Raw genomic sequence first — 15,885 nt, 5'->3', positions numbered from 1 at the left:
GAGCGGTGATCGATCCACAGCTGCTCCGCGACAACCCGGACGTCATCAAGGCTTCACAGCGGGCACGCCGTGCCTCCGAGGCCGTCGTGGACGAAGCCGTGGCCGCCGATTCCGCCCGCCGCAGCGCGATCACCTCGTTCGAGTCGCTCCGCGCCGAGCAGAACGCGTTCGGCAAGACCGTCGCCAAGGCCCCGAAGGACGAGAAGGCCGCGCTCGTGCAGCAGGCCCAGGCCCTCGCCGCCAAGGTGAAGGAGGCGCAGGCCACCGTCACCGCGGCCGAGGACACCTTCAACACCGTCGTCCGCAGCATCCCGAACGTCGTGCTCCCCGGGGTCCCCGAGGGCGGCGAGGACGACTTCGTCACGCTCCGCACCGTCGGCACCAAGCCCGAGTTCGACTTCGAGCCGAAGGACCACGCCGACCTCGGCGAGCACCTCGGCATCATCGACATCCCGCGCGGCGTGAAGGTCTCCGGCTCACGCTTCTACTTCCTGCGCGGCATGGGCGCCCGGCTCGAGATCGCCTTGATGTCGCTCGGCCTCGACCGTGCGATCGCCGCGGGCTTCGAACCGCTCATCACCCCGACGCTCGTGCGCCCCGAGACGATGGCCGGCACCGGGTTCCTCGGCGAGCACGCTGCCGAGGTCTACCGGCTCGAGGCCGACGACCTGTACCTGACGGGCACGAGCGAGGTCGCCCTGGCCGGCTTCCACGCCGACGAGATCCTCGACATCGAGAAGACCGCGCACCGCTACGCCGGCTGGTCGACCTGCTACCGGCGTGAGGCCGGGTCGGCGGGCAAGGACAACCGCGGCATCCTCCGCGTGCACCAGTTCAACAAGCTCGAGATGTTCACCTACGTGCACCCCGACCAGGCCGAGGCCGAGCACGAGAAGCTCGTCGGGTACCAGGAGCAGATGCTGCAGGACCTCGGGCTGCACTACCGCGTGATCGACGTCGCCGGCGGTGACCTCGGCACGAGCGCCGCGAAGAAGTACGACATCGAGGCCTGGGTCCCGACGCAGGGCACGTTCCGCGAGCTCACCTCGACGTCGAACTGCACGACCTACCAGGCCCGCCGCCTCGACATCCGCTACCGCACCGAGAGCGGCAAGACCGCCCCGGTCGCCACCCTGAACGGCACCCTCGCCACCACCCGCTGGATCGTCGCGATCCTCGAGACGCACCAGCAGGCCGACGGTTCCATCGTCGTGCCGGAGGTCCTGCGCCCCTACCTGGGCGGCGTCGAGGTGATCGAGCCCCGATGAGCACCCAGGGGCGGTTCGTGGACGGATCCGAGCAGGGCGCGGGCGCCGAGGCACCCGCGCGCACCAAGCGCTGGCTGGTCGCGCTCGACATCGACGGCACCACGATGCGCGAGGACGGTGTCATCACACAGGCGGTGGTCGCCGCCGTCCGGAACGCCGAGGCCGCCGGGCACGAGGTCATGCTCTCCACCGGCCGCAGCGAGGGCATGACCGTGCCCCTGCTCGAGACCCTCGGCATCCGGCCGAAGTACCTGGTCTGCGCCAACGGTGCGCTCGTCCTGGCCCGTCGCGCCGACGGCTCCTACGTGCGCGAACACGTCGAGCGGTTCGATCCGTCCGAGGTGCTGCAGACCATCCACGGTGCGCTCGAGAACGCCGCGTTCGGTGTCGAGGACGAGACCGGCCACTTCCTGCTGTCCGGCAACTTCCCCGACGACACGATGACCGTCGAAGGTGAGCACGTGCCGTTCGAGCAGCTGCTCGGCGTTGAGGCCACGCGCGTCGTCGTCATCTCGCCCGGCCACGACACCGAGGACTTCCTGGAGATCGTCGAGCAGATGGGCCTGCACAAGGTCTCCTACTCCGTCGGCTGGACGTCGTGGCTCGACATCGCTCCCGAAGGCGTGACGAAGGCCACCGCCATGGAACGCGTCCGCGAGTGGCTCGACATCCCGCGTTCCCGCGTCTTCGCCGCGGGTGACGGCCGCAACGACATCGACATGCTCCGCTGGGCCTCGACTTCCGGCCGCGGCATCGTCATGGGCCAGGCACCCGACGACGTCGTCGACGCCGGCAACGAGCTCACCGGCGGCATCACCGACGACGGCTTGGCAGCGGCGCTCGATTCGCTTCCGCGCTAGTCCGCCTGCGCGCGCACCCCTGCCTGGAGGCCCGTTAGACTTCCAGGGACGCGATCACGTCTCGCCACGTGGTCGCGTCACTGGAGGGTTGTCCGAGCGGCCGATGGAGCCTGTCTTGAAAACAGGTGGGCAGAGATGTCTCGTGGGTTCGAATCCCACACCCTCCGCGGCGGCCGTTCGGAGTCCGAACAGCCCAAGAACGTGCTAGCGATCCACCACTGTTCGCGGCTGCGCTGCGATTGCTTGCACCTTGGTCCATGGACTCTCGGTAGGAGCTCCTGCCAACGTCTTTCTCCAACGATGAGCAGCTGCCCGTGCTGACTCATCGATGCGCAGCGAGTCCAGTCGAGCGCGGACTCCCCGCCAATCGGGTCGGACGGTGCCCGCATCGTGTGCCGCCCACGACGTCTCACCGCTGGTCTCGATGATTTGAGCAAGCCCGAGGCGCCGGAGGGCGTGCGCATTCGCCAACCGCTCGGGGCTTCCCCCAGGCAGGACAACCCCGGTGAGGCCGAACTGAAGGAGCAGCAAAGTTGTGCCGTGGCCGCCGTGAAAGACCACGCTGTCGCACGAAGCAAGTACATCGTCGGAGGCCAGCTCCAAGCAATCGACACCGATCGCACGTAACGTCCGCGCCAGCCGCGTCGGGGGCGTTCGCCCCCACGCCACGGACAGTGACGGGCCGAGATCAGCGAAAGCGCCAAGAAAGGCGTCCACGTCGTCGGACTCGGGAACGACGCCGTAGAAGAGCGTTCGATGGCCGTCTGGCGACGTTGGACCAGAAGGCGTCTGTCGACCCGTCAACGGTCCGAGGTACGTGACCTTCCCCCTGAAGCCCTTCGGTACCTGATCGATCTGCGGCACACTCGGAACACCAACGCCGCCTACTGCCAAGAGTTCACGGCCGTCGACGAGTCGCCCTGCGCCGAGTGAATCCGCCATGTCTGTCCAGATCTGCTCGGACGCTCGCCCGGCGTACCGGTGCCCGGGAAGATGCAGCGATTGGAGCACGGACGTCACGGGTATGCCGAACCGCGCCGCGGCCGATCCCACTGATGGGCGACCGTCGTGCACCGCGAGGTTTGCGTTGAACGCTCGCAGCGTGCTCGCGTCCCATTCGACTGACAAGGAAAAGTACGCCGGGTCGGTCCAGCGGTCCCAATAACCGGCCGAGATGAGACCCTCTGGGTACACGACGGGATGCACACCGGACCGTGCGACGACATCGACGTGCTTCTGAGTCGAGACCGCCATCGCGCACGAATGGCCGGCTCCGTTTGCTTCACGCGCGATATGCAGAAGTCGGCCGACGTGCCCGTTCCCGCCACCCCAAGGGAAGAATAACACCCGCAAGGGAATCCCTCCGTTCCTCGATTCGTCGAGAACTGATTCGATGCGAACCGGAGCTCATGCTAGCGTGCCCTGATGGGGGTACGTTGTGGTACCTTCACTGACCACGAGGGGGACTCAATGGCGAGTATGAAAAAAATTGCGGTGATCGGGGTTGGTGAGCAGGCCTGGACGAATCTCGTGCCCAGCCTCGCGACCATACCGAACGTGCGTATCGATTGGGTCTGTGACACCGACCCGGTCGCGCGCTCCCGAGCTGCGGAGAAGTTGAAAGCAGTTCAATTCGGATCAGTTGAAGAGCTCCTCGGCTCAGTTACACCGGATGCACTGATCGTCGCGTCGACTCCGACAGTGCACCAGCGTGTTCTGGAAATGGCTATCCCGCGCGGGATCCCGACGTTCGTCGAGAAGCCTCCTACGTTGACGACGAGTGGCCTTCAACAACTCCTGCGGCTGAATCGCACGTCGGGCACGCCTACCCGGGTGGGGCTCAACTTCAGCTACTCCGAGCCAGTGCAGATAGCGCTCCAGGCCATGCAGGACGCGGCCTTTGGCAACCTGGCGTACATGCGTATCAACCATCTGAACAACAAACCCGACCAGCCGCTTTGGTTGCAGAACAATCACCGCCGGGATTTTCTTCTATCACAAGTGATCCATGCGTTGGGTGTCGTCTTCGAGGCTGGTGCGCCTGCGAGTGATGACGAGCATTTCACTGCGTACGACAGTCAGGTTGGGGTACTCATGTCACTCAACAAACAGTTCGTGAGCCGACGATCTGGAAACCCCTTCACCTTTGAATTGGTCGCCTCGTCGTCCGCTCCGTTCTTCGATTGGAGTCTCCAAGCAATCTCTGACAACGGTTCGATGATCACGATCAACTCGCTGCTGGAGATCGAGATATCGACTCAAGGAGTCACTCATCCTCTCGGGGTCGGCCCGAAGTGGTGGCGAAGCAGCTGGCGACCGAGTCCGGTGTCGACCGGTCACAGGCGCAATGGCTTCACTCTGCAGTTCGAATCTTTTCTGAACGACAAAACCTCGCATGCTCAAATGGCTCCGAATTTGGCTGCCTGTTTGCCGATGTACGAGTTGATGGACAGGATGGAGGCGGCGAATGTCCTTGAAGCTGCTTGAGAACCGGAACATCGACATCGATGAGCGAGACGTGTCGGCAGTCGTGGCGGCCGTACAGTCAGGAGCGCTCTCGGGAACCTCGCCCCTGGTTCGAGTCTATGAGACCGAGCTCGCTGAGTACTTCGGATCGGCGTTCGCGCTTGCTGTCTCGAGCGGTACGGCGGCATTGCAAGTCCTGCTCTATGCGTACGGCATCGGCCCGGGTGACGAGGTGATTCTTCCACCGACTGCTCCGGTGATGACGGTGCTTCCGATCATCGCTTCGGGGGCGTGCCCGGTGTTCGTGGACATCGCTGCGACGACGTTCGGCCTGGACCTGCGGGGCCTCGAGCTCGCGCGTTCCGCCCGCACTCGGCTGATTGTCACGGTGCCGATGTGGGGATATCCGACGAACGTCGAAGAGGCGCAAAGCCTTGCTTCTGACTGGGCGATTCCAGTGATCGAAGACGCTTCGCACGCGCACGGGACCGTTGAGGGGAACGGGCGACTGGCCGGCCGCACCAGCCATGCCAGTTTCTTCAGCACTCAGGAGCGAAAAATGGTGTCCACCGGAGAAGGAGGCTTCATCCTTACAGACGACGTCGACCTCGCGCGTCGTGTCCGGGAGATCCGTGACTTCGGGAAGATCGACCCTGCCCATCCGTCTCTTGCGGCTCTGGCGGGGACCTACGGGCACGCATTCGGGCTGAACTTCAGAACATCAGCGATCGCGGCGGCTCTGGGAAGGCAGCAATTGCTGAAGCTCGACCGCAAGATAGCGGCAAGGACGGCGAACGCGGCACGTCTCGCTGAGGCAGTTCGTCGTTTGCGCCACGACTACCGACCACGGCCTGTCGAGTCGGGAACGCCGAATCACTACTCGTTGGTGGTCGAGGGGCCCCGTGGTTCCGACGCCACGGGCGTTGGCCGTGTCCTGCACAGTCGAGGCATCGTGTCAGACATCTTCCGATTCGGAGGCGTACCGCTGAACCGCATGCCGCTCTTCGCGGAGTACAGATCCGCTGACACGCCGAATGCGGAACGAGCTCTGGCCGAGTTTGTGACCCTCCCAACGCATGAGGGGTTGACCGAGTCGGACCTCGGCCGGATCGAGCGCGCGATTGAGGAGACGATGGGAACGTCAGCGTGAGCGTAATTGAGGGAATGTACGACTACCAGCGTCACGACACTGCTTCCGGATACGTGACCACGCCGGACCAGTTGCGGCTGTTGCTCGTCGCCCACCGCAAGCTGCGGCGGTGGTTACCTCCGGGAGGGCACGTCGAGGACGGCGAACTTGCACACGACGCAGTCCTCCGTGAGGTTCTTGAGGAGACCGGGGTCGAAGCAATTCACCCCGCAGTCCAGTGGGACCTGCAACTCGGAGGTGTTATTGACGTGCAACTGCCCGCACCGATCGCGGTATCCGCGCAGTTCATCGGACACGGCGACTCTCGAATCGGGAAACCGCATATTCACATCGATCACATCTTTCGGTTGTCCGTGAGAGAAGGCGCGGGTTTGACGACCACCGTCGACCTTGCAGAGGTGGAAGCGTGCGGCTGGTTCACGCGCGCCGAGATCCTCGAACAGATGGACGTCTTCGATGCCACCAGGGCATTCGCGAAGAGATTCATGGACGAGGAAGCGGGATGACGCGCACCGAGGTGTCGGTCGTCATCCCGACCTTCAACCGATCGAGGGAACTCTCCCAGACACTCGAGGCACTCGACAGGCAGACGTCGTCTTCGTTCGAGGTCGTCGTGGCTGACGATGGTTCAAAACACCCCGTTGTTGATGAAGTCGAGGGGACGTTCTCGTTCCCGCTGACGCACGTTCGGCAGGAGCGTGACGGATTTCGACTGGCGGCGGCACGGAACCTGGGGGCGAGCGCAGCGAGCGGCGCGCTCCTCGTGTTCCTTGACTGCGGGACGTTGCCCGGACCGCGGTTGGTGGAGACATACCTTGCAGCAGCAGAGCGAGCATCGTCGGTTGACTTCGTTGCGATGGGGCCAACGTACGGGTATGACGTCGCGCCGCCGTACGCCTCCTACGTCGCAAGGGTCTTCTGCGACGCTGGCGCCGACTTCCAGCCGCATCGCTTCTTCGGTATCCCCGGCGTTGCGGACTACCGAGAGCTGGCCCTCGCAGCCGCAGTTCACCCTGCCGAAATCATGATGCCGTGGCGCTTGTTCTGGGGCCGTAACGTAGCGGTGGCTGCGACCGCCTTCTCCAATGTCGGCGGATTTGACGAGAACTTCAGGAGCTATGGAGTCGAGGACATCGATCTCGGATACCGTCTTCTTGCCTCCGGATGTCAGGTCAGGTGGGAACGGGCGGCCTGGGCTTTGGAGATTCCTGAAGTCGCTGATCTGAGCTCGACGCAAAAGGCGGCCGAGAACGATAGCAATCTCCGGGCGATGCAACGGAAGTACGACGATGTGTGGGTGGAGTTCTACCGCGCAGTCCGTCCCTCGGCCCGGAGCGAGCAAGTCGAAGGCGAGCTCCTCGAAGCGGAGCTTCGACGGATGACGCCGTGCGCTCCGTTACGACGCACGGAGCCCGGCCCGGAGCGGATTGTCTACTTCGGTGTCCCGGAGATTCCGATTGGCGCTGACGACGTGGTCCTCGACCCATGCGTCCACCGCAGCCGTTCGGAGCACGACCCCGGTCTCGTCTCGTCTCTCGGCATGGCGACTCTCTTCAACGAAGGTCAATTCGATCGGGCAGTCATAACGCAGCGGTTCAGACCACTCCTTGCCCATTGGTCTGAATTCGTGACCGCGGAGGCCTCACGACTCGCTCATCGAGTCGATCGGACAGGTAGCCGATGAGGCGCGGAGAGGGGGAACAAGGTCACGAGCATGCACCTGCGCCAAGCCCATCGGGTCGCCCGGGATCTCGGCCCTACGAACTGGTTCTGCTCTTCAACGCGATGTTCGGAGGGCTCACGGCCGTCGGACTCCCACTCGCCTTGAACAGTGCAGGCCTCTCGAAGGCCGCCATAGCCGTGTTCTTCGTGTCCAATGCGTTCGTGGCAGTGTTCTACAACACTGTGCTCGTCCCGAGGATCCGCCGGGCGGGGTACCCGCGGCTGGCGTTGATCGGAACGCTCTGCTGTGTGCCGGTCGGGACTCTGCTCGTGGCGCGCTCGGCGGACCAGCCTGAGGTCCTCTACACCGGCGGAGTGCTCATGCTCTGCGTGAGTGCGGTCGTGCCCCAGATCTTCGGGCGAGCTGGAACTGCCCTGGGTGGAGAGATCACGACGACGATGGTCCTGCGGTTCAGGCGAGTGCTCATCGCGGGCTACATCGCCGGTCTCCTCCTGTACAGCGTCTGTGTAGCGCTGCACCTGGACCCTCTTCTCGTAGCGGCACTCGTCGCGAGCCTGTGCCTGACCGGACCGGTGTCCTCAGTGTTTCGAGGCAAGGTGGCTCCGTCGCCTAGGGCTTTGGGGGAGGCGACGCGCTCACCGCTTCGGCGTCCGCCAGCATTGGTGGTCTGCGCCGCGCTGGTCGTTGTCGCTCTACTCAAGTCGGTGGACACTCTTCGAGGGCTCTACCTTCCTTTGGTTGCGGCTTCCGGTGGTATCGAGCCGTCACTGATCTCGGCGAGTTTCATGGTCGGGTCACTGCTGGAGTTTGCGATGCTGCCGATTCTCGGCATGCTTATGCGACGGCAGGGATCTGCTCTCGCCTCCGTCGTCGTCGCTAGCGTTTCCATCGCCGTGTTCGTCCTGATGGCCTCATCGACCGGCATCTGGGCACTCTTCATCGTGCAAGCTCTCTACTCATTCGTCGGAGCCGGATTCCAGAGTGTCGGCCTGTTGCTGCTCTCTGACGTTCGAGGGTCGGATGCGGGGGCTGGGGCGAGCGCGTACATGGCGGTGACGCAGGTGGGGACGGTTCTCGGCGCATTGTTGCCGCTCGTGGTGCCGGGGTACTCCCCGGCAATCTTCTGGCTAGCTGCGGCGATGTCGTTTGGAGCGGCCGCACTCGGCTGGGTGGTGCACTCGAGATCTGGCGCATCGAGGTCGGTCTTCGGCAGTGTGAGCTGAATCAAGAGTGAGGAGACCTCGATCACCTGGGGGATCCACGATGCCTTCAAGACCTCACCTGGAGGCGGACCGATCGGAGGTCGTCGAGCACGTAAGCGGGCTCAGAGGACCGCCGTGCCACAGAGCCCTTGCCGCTACCGTGATGTAACGCACACCTCGCTGTCGTCCGGATGCAGTCCCCACAGGGGATGACGCCGACTGGCGGGATCTCTCTGCACAGACCGATTGGTGAACCTCCGCGATGGACACACGGTTGCGCCCACTCCGCCTCGACGACGCGGCCGTCCTGGCTACGGTCATCACCGAGAACGCCGAGTTCCTGCGTCCGTGGGAACCGGCCCGAGCGCCGTCGTACTACACGGAGTCCGGGCAGCGGGACGTCATCACGCAGGCCCTCGCCGCGCAGCGGGCCGGCGACGCGGTGCCGTTCGTCATCGAGTCGACCGACGGGGAACTCCTCGGCCGCATCACGCTGAGCGGTGTCGTCCGCGGCGCCCTGCAGTCGTGCGCGATGGGGTACTGGATCCGCGCCGACCGCACGCGCCAGGGCCACGCGTCCCGCGCTGTCCGCGCGGCCGCCGATCACGCGTTCGACGTGCTCCGTCTGCACCGCGTGCAGGCCGAGACCCTGCCCGAGAACGTCGGCTCGCAGCGCGCGCTCGAGTCGGCCGGCTTCACCCGGTACGGCTTCGCGCCGGAGTACATCAAGATCGACGGGGTCTGGCGCGACCACGTCATGTTCCAGCTCCTCGCGCCGACGCCGGTCCCGTGATCGAGGTCGTCGAGTACCGGGCGGAGTGGCCCGAGCGGTTCCGGCAGCTGCGCGATGCGTACGCCGCCGCACTCGACGACGCTGACGTGCGGTTCCGGAGCATCGAGCACGTGGGCAGCACGTCCGTGCCGGGCTTGGCGGCGAAGCCCGTGCTCGACGTCGACGTCGTGGTGGACGCTGCCGACGTCCCGGCTGCAGTTGCGGCGATGGCGACCATCGGCTTCGAGCCGCGGGGTGAACTGGGCGTCCCGGGGCGGCAGGCGTTCCGGGCGCCGGACCGCTTCGCCCCGACCAACACCTACGTCGTCGCGGCCGGGTCGCTCGCACTGCGGAACCACCTGGCCGTGCGCGACGTACTGCGTGCCGACCCGGCGCTCCGCGACGAGTACGCCGCGGTGAAGCGCCGGGCAGCCACGGAGGCCGAGGACATCGACGACTACATCGAGCGCAAGAGCGAGGTGCTGGGACGGATCCTGCGCGTCGGTGGCCTGTCCGACGACGAGCGCGCCGCCATCACCGCCACGAACCGTCGGATCACGGACCGCGGCGCGGGCGGCTGACGCGATCGGGGCGGGTGGCGGTTCTGGTTCAGGAATCCGGGTGATCGTGAACCAGAACCGTCAGCGCCCGAACGGGAACAGGTCTCAGGCGCTGGCGAGCATCGGGTAGAGCGCGGTGAGCGGGGCGCTCAGGCCGGCACGGACGTCGCGGCTGACCTGGTCGGCGAGGACCTCGTGCTCGCCCGCCTCGACCGCGTCCCAGATCGAACGCACGATGTCGGCGGGGTCGGACTTCTCGACGTCGAGGTCGGCGATCATGCCGGTGTCGGTGTAGCCGAGGTGGGCGCCGACGACCTGGGTGCCCTGGGGTGCGAGCTCGAGGCGCAGGGAGTTCGTGATCGACCAGAACGCGGCCTTCGACGCCGAGTACGCGCCGGCGAGGGCGACCCAGCTCAGCGCGGAGTGCACGTCGATCAGTGCACCGTTGGCGATCGAGGGGGCGAAGGTCTTGGCGACGCGGAGTGCGCCGAAGACGTTGGTGGCGAAGATGCGCTCGACCTCTTCGACGGAGACGTCGACGAGCGGGTCGGAGCCGGCGATCCCGGCGTTGTTCACGACGACGGTCACGTCAGCCGCGGCGCGGGCTGCGGCGTCGACGCTCTCCTGGCTCGTGACGTCGAGGGCGAGCGGGACGATGCGCTCGTCGTCCCAGGTGCGCGGGTTGCGGGCGGTCGCGTAGACCTTGGTGGCGCCACGCTCCAGTGCCTGGCGGACGAACTCGGCGCCGAGGCCGCCGTTCGCTCCGGTGACGAGGACGACGGCGTTGGTGAGGTTGGTCATGAGTGCTCCAGAGAAGAGAAGTTGAGTACGGAAATCGAACCTAGCACGTTGTGTCCGGAAATCGAACCCAGCTAGGATGAACACATGCTCGGCATCCTCGGCGGCGACGAGCGCTGCCCCATCGCACGCTCCCTCGACGTCCTCGGTGAGAAGTGGACGCTCATGATCGTCCGCGACGCCCTCGGCGGCTCGACCCGCTTCAGCCAGTTCCAGCAGAGCCTCGGCATCCCGCGCGAGGTCCTGACCGCACGCCTGGTCTCGCTCGTCGACGGGGGAGTGCTCGAGCGCACGACCTACAAGCCCGAGGGAGCCCGTGCCCGCGAGGAGTACGTCCTGACCGGCGCCGGCCGCGACCTGTCGCTCGTGCTGCTCGCCCTCGGCGGCTGGGCGGACCGGCACCGCCCGTCCGAGCGGCCGTCGGACCTGCGCTTCGTCGACGCCGACAGCGGCGAGGCTGTCGAGGCCGCCGCCGTGACGGTGGATGCGCAGCAGCGCATCCCGACCGCGCGCCTCCGCGCCGTCATGGAGCCAGCGTCCTGAACACGACCAGCTGACGGACAGGAGGCCCGTGGTGGCCCCGCCCCGCGCCTCCCGTCCGCTTTTCTGGGTGCGTCAGCGACGCACGTCGCAGCCGCAACTCGCGCCGAGGACCAACTCGGCGGGGACCAGGTCGCGGTGCCACTGGTTGTCGGCGTCGAGGCCGAGCACACGGTCGACCGCGGCGACCGCCATCGTCTCGATCGGCTGCCGGACCGTGGTGAGCTGCGGGTTCGTGTAGTCCGCCTCGGCCGCGCCGTCGAACGAAACGATCGCGACGTCCTCGGGGACGCGCAGACCGAGCTCCCACAGTGCCCGCATGACGCCGATCGCCTGCATGTCCGAGCTGACGAAGACGGCTCGGGGCCCGGTCTCGTCGGCGAACATGCGGAGTCCGGCTTCGTAGCCACCGCGGCGGGTGAAGTCGGTACGGACGATGGGCCCGTCGGGCAGGCCGGCCTGGCGCAGGGCACGCATCCAGCCCTGCTCGCGGAGCTCCATCGATCCGGTGTGCCCCATCACCAGCCCGATCGAGGGGTAGCCGTGCTCGACCAGGTGGCGGGTCCCGTCGAGGGCGCCGCGCAGGGCGTCGACACCGATGCTCGCGTACTCGGGGACCTCGAAGAACGTGTTGAGCAGGACCATCGGCAGGCCGGGGTCGGTGACGGTCGACAGGTCCGGGTGGGTCATGATGCTCGTCACGATGACACCGTCGACCTGGCGGGCTGAGAGGCTGCGGAGCCGCTCACGCTCCTGGGCGGCATCGCCGTCGCTGTTGGCGAGCAGGACGTCGTAGCCGCGTGCTGCGGCGGCGTGCGTGACGGCGACGGCGAGCTCGGACCAGAAGGGGTTGTCGAGCTCCGGAACGATCAGGCCGAGCATCTTCGACGAGCCGGTGCGCAGGGCCTGGGCGCTCGCGTTCGGGCGGTAGCCGAGGACGCGGATGGCCTCGCGGACACGTGCGGCGGTGGCGGCGGCGACGGGGCGGGGTCCGTCGTGCACGACGTAGCTGACGACGGAGGTGCTGACACCGGCATAGCGGGCGACGTCCGCGCGGGTGACCGCCCTCGGGTTCGTCGGGACGGTCACGGGTGCCACCTTCGTCGGGTCCGGGAGCGTCGTTCGGGTGCCGGCCACGACGGACCGGCACCCGAACGACACGTGTTACTCGGACGCGATCGTAGCCGACGACGTGCTGCCGGCTGACGTCGGTGCGCTCGTCGGCGTCGCGGGCGTCGCTCCGGCGTTCGTCGTCTCCGGGGCGTCGCCGAAGTCCGGCACCTCGAGCCGGGCGCCGCCCTGCAGCGCCGACTGGTGGGCGATGATGCCCGGCAGGGTGAAGCGCGCGGCGGTCCAGGCGTTCACCGGCGGCAGGGTCCGGTCGACGACGGCGCGGACGAAGTCGTCGGCCAGGAACTGGTGGCTGCCCTCGTGCCCGGTCGGCACGCCGTCGTACTCGGCGGGCAGACGGTCGGTGTCGTGCACCTCGGCGTAGCCGGACACGAACGCGTCACGCAGGGACGGGTCGACGTCGGCCAGGCGCGGGTCGTCGAGGGACATCGTCGCCTGGGTGTCGATCTTGTCGCTGATGTCGTACGAGTCCTCCTTGTCCTGCCACACGCTCGTCTTCGCGAGCTGCTCGAAGCTGGCCTCGGTGCCGAAGTAGCGGAAGCGCGACTCGCGGATGTGCGACGGGTAGCCGACGCGACGCATCTCGTTGATGCGCATGACCCCGCCGTTGTCGAGCTCGAACAGGGCGGTGGCGTTCGAGAAGTCGTTGTCGAACTGGCTGACGTCCTTGTCGAAGACGCCGTCGCCGCGGTCGTCCTTCACGCCGATGCAGCTGACGCTGACCGCGTGCCCGGGGATCGCGCCGAGGACCCCGCCGACGGAGTGCGTCGGGTAGAGCATGGGCGGGTAGCTGGCGGTGCGCTTCCACTCGTCGCCGCCGCTGTACTGGTACGCGGCGTAGAAGCCGAGGTCCATGTCGTGCACGTAGTCGCCCTCGGCGTAGAAGACCCGACCGAAGGCGCCGGCGGCGACCTGCTTGCGGGCGAACACCGTCGCGGGGTTGTAATAGCTCGTCTCGCCCATCATGTAGGTCAGGCCGGTCTCGCGGACCGCCTGGATGATGTCGCGGATCTCGTCGACCGAGATCGCCATCGGAACGGCGGAGTACACGTGCTTGCCGGCGCGCAGGGCCTTGACCACGAGCGGGCCGTGGGTCCAGCGCTGCGTGAAGATCGCGACGGCGTCGACGTCCGAGGCGAGGACGGCGTCGAAGTCGTCGAAGGTGCCGTCGAGGTGCTGCGTCTCGACGAGTTCGGACGCCCGCTCGTCGACGAGGTCCGTGACGTAGACCCGGTCGACGTCGGGGTGGAGCTTGAACAGCTTGGCGAACTGGGGGGCGAACTGGCCCGCGCCGACCATTCCGACAGAGATCATCAGTGACCTTTCCAGGGGTGTGGGATGCGTCGCCGAGCGGGTCGCTCCGATGCGATCGAGCGCCATCCTGACACACGCTGTCTACACGTGACAACCCCTGTCCACAGCCCGGAAAAAGCCTCTTGCGAGCCGGGGTCCCCACGTGTAGATTCCCGGCTCACGGACTGCTGCACGTCAGTCCACCGCAGACGAAGGAGTCGCGATGGCAACCGAGAGCCCTGTGTCGTCACCCTTGACGACCGCCAGCACGAGACGGAGGAGTCGGTCCGCCGACCTCGCCCGTGCCCGCACCACCGCACCGCGGCGCCGCCCCAGGAACGACCTGTGGCTCGCGCTCGTCTTCATCGCCCCGGCAGCCGTCGGGTTCGCGGTGTTCCTCGCCTGGCCGACCGTGCGGGGCATCTACCTGAGCTTCACGTCGTACAACCTGCTCACCGAGCCCGAGTTCACCGGCCTGCAGAACTACGCCCGACTGGTGCAGGACTCGATCTTCTGGCACTCGATGGTCGTGACGATCGAGTACGTCCTCATCAACATCGTCATCCAGACCGTCGTCGCGCTGTTCATCGCCGTGATGATGCACCGGCTGACCAAGTCGACGTTCGTGCGTGGCATCGTGCTCGCGCCCTACCTGGTGTCGAACGTCGTCGCCGCCCTGGTCTGGCTCTGGATCCTCGACACCCAGCTCGGCATCGGCAACGAGATGCTCGCAGCGCTCGGCCTCGACCGCATCCCGTTCCTGCAGAGCGACGTCTGGGGCATCCCCTCGATCGCGCTCATCAACGTCTGGCGGCACGTCGGCTACACGGCGCTGCTCATCTTCGCCGGCCTGCAGTCCCTGCCCGAGACCGTGTACGAAGCCGGGCGCATCGACGGTGCGAGCGAGTGGAAGATGTTCTGGCGCATCACGGTGCCGCTGCTCCGCCCGATCCTGTCCCTGGTGCTGATCATCACCGTGATCGGGTCGTTCCAGGTGTTCGACACCGTCGCCGTCACCACGCAGGGCGGCCCCGCGAACGCCACGAACGTCGTGCAGAACTACATCTACAACCTGGCGTTCGGTCGGTTCCAGTTCGGCTACGCGTCCGCGGTCTCGGTCGCGCTCCTCATCGTCCTCAGCATCATCACGATCATCCAGTACCGACTCACCCGCTCGGGTGAGTCCGACCTGGACTGAACGGAAGCGCCATGACCACGACACTCACCCGCTCCGTCACCACGTCCCGCCCGCCCCGGATGGGCGCCGGCCACCGTCGCCGCCCGTCGCTCGGCCGGGTGCTCGCCTGGGTCGCGATGATCCTCGTCATCGTCGTCACCCTGTTCCCGTTCTACTGGATCCTGCGCACCGCGCTGTCGTCGAACACCGCGATCAACTCCGACCCCACCTCGCTGCTGCCCGTCGGGTTCAGCCTGGGCGGGTTCGAGCGGGTCTTCGGCCTGCAGTCCACCGAAGAGGCGTTGGCGCAGGGCGGCTCCGGCGCCGCGCTGAACTTCTGGCGGTACCTGCTCAACTCGATCCTGGTGTCGACGCTCGTCACCGTCGGCCAGGTGTTCTTCTCGGCAGCGGCGGCCTACGCCTTCGCCCGGCTGCGCTGGCCCGGCCGCGACAAGGTGTTCGGGGTGTTCCTGGCCGGGCTGATGGTCCCCGCGATCTTCACGCTGCTGCCGAACTTCACGCTCATCAAGCAGCTCGGGCTCGTCGACAACCTGCTCGGCATCGCCCTGCCGACGATGTTCATGACCCCGTTCGCGGTGTTCTTCCTGCGCCAGTTCTTCCTCGGCATCTCGAAGGAGGTCGAAGAGGCGGCGCTCATCGACGGCGCCGGCAAGGTCCGCGTGTTCTTCCGGCTCGTCATCCCGATGGCGGCCGCCCCGATCGCCACCCTCGCCGTGCTGACGTACATCACGAGCTGGAACGACTACTTCTGGCCGCTCATGGTGTCGTACACCGACAGCTCGCGGGTGCTGACCGTCGCGCTCGGCGTCTTCAAGTCGCAGACCCCGCAGTCCGGCACCGACTGGGCCGGGCTCATGGCCGCGACCCTGGTGGCGGCGCTCCCGATGATCCTGCTGTTCGGCGTCTTCGCCAAGCGGATCGTCAACTCCATCGGCTTCTCCGGGATCAAGTGACCCGGCTGTC

15 protein-coding genes and 1 tRNA gene are annotated in these 15,885 nt (G+C 66.5%); 13 read left to right on the top strand and 3 right to left on the bottom strand.

What is annotated here, in order from left to right; genetic code table 11:
- Nucleotides 1-5 precede the first annotated feature (5 nt).
- The 10 genes from serS (at nucleotide 6) to ITJ50_RS14050 (ending at nucleotide 9,983) form a co-directional block, all read left to right on the top strand.
- Complete coding sequence (serS, locus tag ITJ50_RS14095) at nucleotides 6-1,268, top strand: serine--tRNA ligase (RefSeq protein WP_194590740.1); 1,263 nt, start codon at nucleotides 6-8, stop codon at nucleotides 1,266-1,268.
- Entirely contained in the window at nucleotides 1,265-2,128 is an 864-nt protein-coding gene (locus ITJ50_RS14090; protein WP_194590739.1) for an HAD family hydrolase, read from the top strand. The genes serS and ITJ50_RS14090 overlap by 4 nt, the downstream gene beginning before the upstream one ends.
- 82 nt (nucleotides 2,129-2,210) lie before the next feature.
- Nucleotides 2,211-2,295, top strand: a tRNA-Ser gene (locus ITJ50_RS14085).
- 1,303 nt (nucleotides 2,296-3,598) lie between these two features.
- A complete protein-coding gene (locus ITJ50_RS14080; protein ID WP_194590738.1) occupies nucleotides 3,599-4,615 on the top strand; it encodes a Gfo/Idh/MocA family protein in 1,017 nt (338 codons plus the stop codon).
- Nucleotides 4,596-5,744, top strand: coding sequence for a DegT/DnrJ/EryC1/StrS family aminotransferase (locus ITJ50_RS14075; protein ID WP_194590737.1), 1,149 nt, complete (start codon nucleotides 4,596-4,598; stop codon nucleotides 5,742-5,744). Before ITJ50_RS14080 ends, ITJ50_RS14075 begins: the two co-directional genes overlap by 20 nt.
- The gene (locus ITJ50_RS14070) at nucleotides 5,741-6,250 is read left to right on the top strand and encodes an NUDIX hydrolase (RefSeq protein ID WP_194590736.1); all 510 of its coding nucleotides are present in this window, start codon (nucleotides 5,741-5,743) and stop codon (nucleotides 6,248-6,250) included. Before ITJ50_RS14075 ends, ITJ50_RS14070 begins: the two co-directional genes overlap by 4 nt.
- Entirely contained in the window at nucleotides 6,247-7,428 is a 1,182-nt protein-coding gene (locus ITJ50_RS14065; protein ID WP_194590735.1) for a glycosyltransferase, read from the top strand. The genes ITJ50_RS14070 and ITJ50_RS14065 overlap by 4 nt, the downstream gene beginning before the upstream one ends.
- A 101-nt stretch (nucleotides 7,429-7,529) precedes the next feature.
- Nucleotides 7,530-8,651, top strand: coding sequence for a hypothetical protein (locus ITJ50_RS14060; RefSeq protein ID WP_027466093.1), 1,122 nt, complete (start codon nucleotides 7,530-7,532; stop codon nucleotides 8,649-8,651).
- 253 nt (nucleotides 8,652-8,904) lie between these two features.
- Nucleotides 8,905-9,423 (top strand): GNAT family N-acetyltransferase, encoded by a 519-nt coding sequence (locus tag ITJ50_RS14055; RefSeq protein WP_267237857.1) that lies wholly within the window; start codon nucleotides 8,905-8,907, stop codon nucleotides 9,421-9,423.
- Nucleotides 9,420-9,983 (top strand): GrpB family protein, encoded by a 564-nt coding sequence (locus tag ITJ50_RS14050; RefSeq protein ID WP_194590733.1) that lies wholly within the window; start codon nucleotides 9,420-9,422, stop codon nucleotides 9,981-9,983. The genes ITJ50_RS14055 and ITJ50_RS14050 overlap by 4 nt, the downstream gene beginning before the upstream one ends.
- 84 nt (nucleotides 9,984-10,067) lie before the next feature.
- On the opposite strand, the gene ITJ50_RS14045 is transcribed toward ITJ50_RS14050, so the two are convergent.
- Nucleotides 10,068-10,763: an SDR family oxidoreductase gene (locus ITJ50_RS14045; protein ID WP_017888299.1), complete on the bottom strand. Its 696-nt coding sequence runs from the start codon at nucleotides 10,761-10,763 to the stop codon at nucleotides 10,068-10,070.
- An 84-nt stretch (nucleotides 10,764-10,847) separates the two neighbouring features.
- On the opposite strand from ITJ50_RS14045, the gene ITJ50_RS14040 reads away from it, so the two are divergent.
- Complete coding sequence (locus tag ITJ50_RS14040; protein ID WP_194590732.1) at nucleotides 10,848-11,303, top strand: winged helix-turn-helix transcriptional regulator; 456 nt, start codon at nucleotides 10,848-10,850, stop codon at nucleotides 11,301-11,303.
- Nucleotides 11,304-11,375: 72 nt separating this feature from the next.
- Here ITJ50_RS14040 and ITJ50_RS14035 read toward each other — a convergent pair whose 3' ends face one another.
- Nucleotides 11,376-12,398 carry a LacI family DNA-binding transcriptional regulator gene (locus tag ITJ50_RS14035; protein ID WP_042540619.1) on the bottom strand — a complete coding sequence of 341 codons (1,023 nt, stop codon included), beginning with the start codon at nucleotides 12,396-12,398 and terminating at the stop codon, nucleotides 11,376-11,378.
- A gap of 66 nt (nucleotides 12,399-12,464) precedes the next feature.
- A complete protein-coding gene (locus ITJ50_RS14030) occupies nucleotides 12,465-13,745 on the bottom strand; it encodes a Gfo/Idh/MocA family protein (protein WP_081612345.1) in 1,281 nt (426 codons plus the stop codon).
- A gap of 202 nt (nucleotides 13,746-13,947) precedes the next feature.
- Here ITJ50_RS14030 and ITJ50_RS14025 point away from each other — a divergent pair, with 202 nt between their 5' ends.
- Entirely contained in the window at nucleotides 13,948-14,922 is a 975-nt protein-coding gene (locus tag ITJ50_RS14025) for a carbohydrate ABC transporter permease (protein ID WP_081612346.1), read from the top strand.
- An 11-nt stretch (nucleotides 14,923-14,933) separates the two neighbouring features.
- Complete coding sequence (locus ITJ50_RS14020) at nucleotides 14,934-15,875, top strand: carbohydrate ABC transporter permease (protein ID WP_027466099.1); 942 nt, start codon at nucleotides 14,934-14,936, stop codon at nucleotides 15,873-15,875.
- Nucleotides 15,876-15,885: the final 10 nt, after the last annotated feature.

Origin of the sequence: Curtobacterium sp. VKM Ac-2889, from assembly GCF_015350855.1 — a bacterium.
In the GTDB taxonomy this organism is placed as follows: Bacteria; Actinomycetota; Actinomycetes; order Actinomycetales; family Microbacteriaceae; genus Curtobacterium; species Curtobacterium poinsettiae.
This window is presented reverse-complemented; position numbering and strand designations above follow the sequence as displayed.

What these genes read in the sequence shown, in the direction of transcription:
- ITJ50_RS14020 (WP_027466099.1), top strand. Translation starts at nt 14,934, where the DNA reads ATGACCACGACACTCACCCGCTCCGTCACCACGTCCCGCCCGCCCCGG.
- ITJ50_RS14075 (WP_194590737.1), top strand. Translation starts at nt 4,596, where the DNA reads ATGTCCTTGAAGCTGCTTGAGAACCGGAACATCGACATCGATGAGCGA.
- ITJ50_RS14080 (WP_194590738.1), top strand. Translation starts at nt 3,599, where the DNA reads ATGGCGAGTATGAAAAAAATTGCGGTGATCGGGGTTGGTGAGCAGGCC.
- ITJ50_RS14045 (WP_017888299.1), bottom strand. Translation starts at nt 10,763, where the DNA reads ATGACCAACCTCACCAACGCCGTCGTCCTCGTCACCGGAGCGAACGGC.
- ITJ50_RS14065 (WP_194590735.1), top strand. Translation starts at nt 6,247, where the DNA reads ATGACGCGCACCGAGGTGTCGGTCGTCATCCCGACCTTCAACCGATCG.
- ITJ50_RS14060 (WP_027466093.1), top strand. Translation starts at nt 7,530, where the DNA reads ATGTTCGGAGGGCTCACGGCCGTCGGACTCCCACTCGCCTTGAACAGT.
- ITJ50_RS14040 (WP_194590732.1), top strand. Translation starts at nt 10,848, where the DNA reads ATGCTCGGCATCCTCGGCGGCGACGAGCGCTGCCCCATCGCACGCTCC.
- ITJ50_RS14030 (WP_081612345.1), bottom strand. Translation starts at nt 13,745, where the DNA reads ATGATCTCTGTCGGAATGGTCGGCGCGGGCCAGTTCGCCCCCCAGTTC.
- ITJ50_RS14090 (WP_194590739.1), top strand. Translation starts at nt 1,265, where the DNA reads ATGAGCACCCAGGGGCGGTTCGTGGACGGATCCGAGCAGGGCGCGGGC.
- ITJ50_RS14025 (WP_081612346.1), top strand. Translation starts at nt 13,948, where the DNA reads ATGGCAACCGAGAGCCCTGTGTCGTCACCCTTGACGACCGCCAGCACG.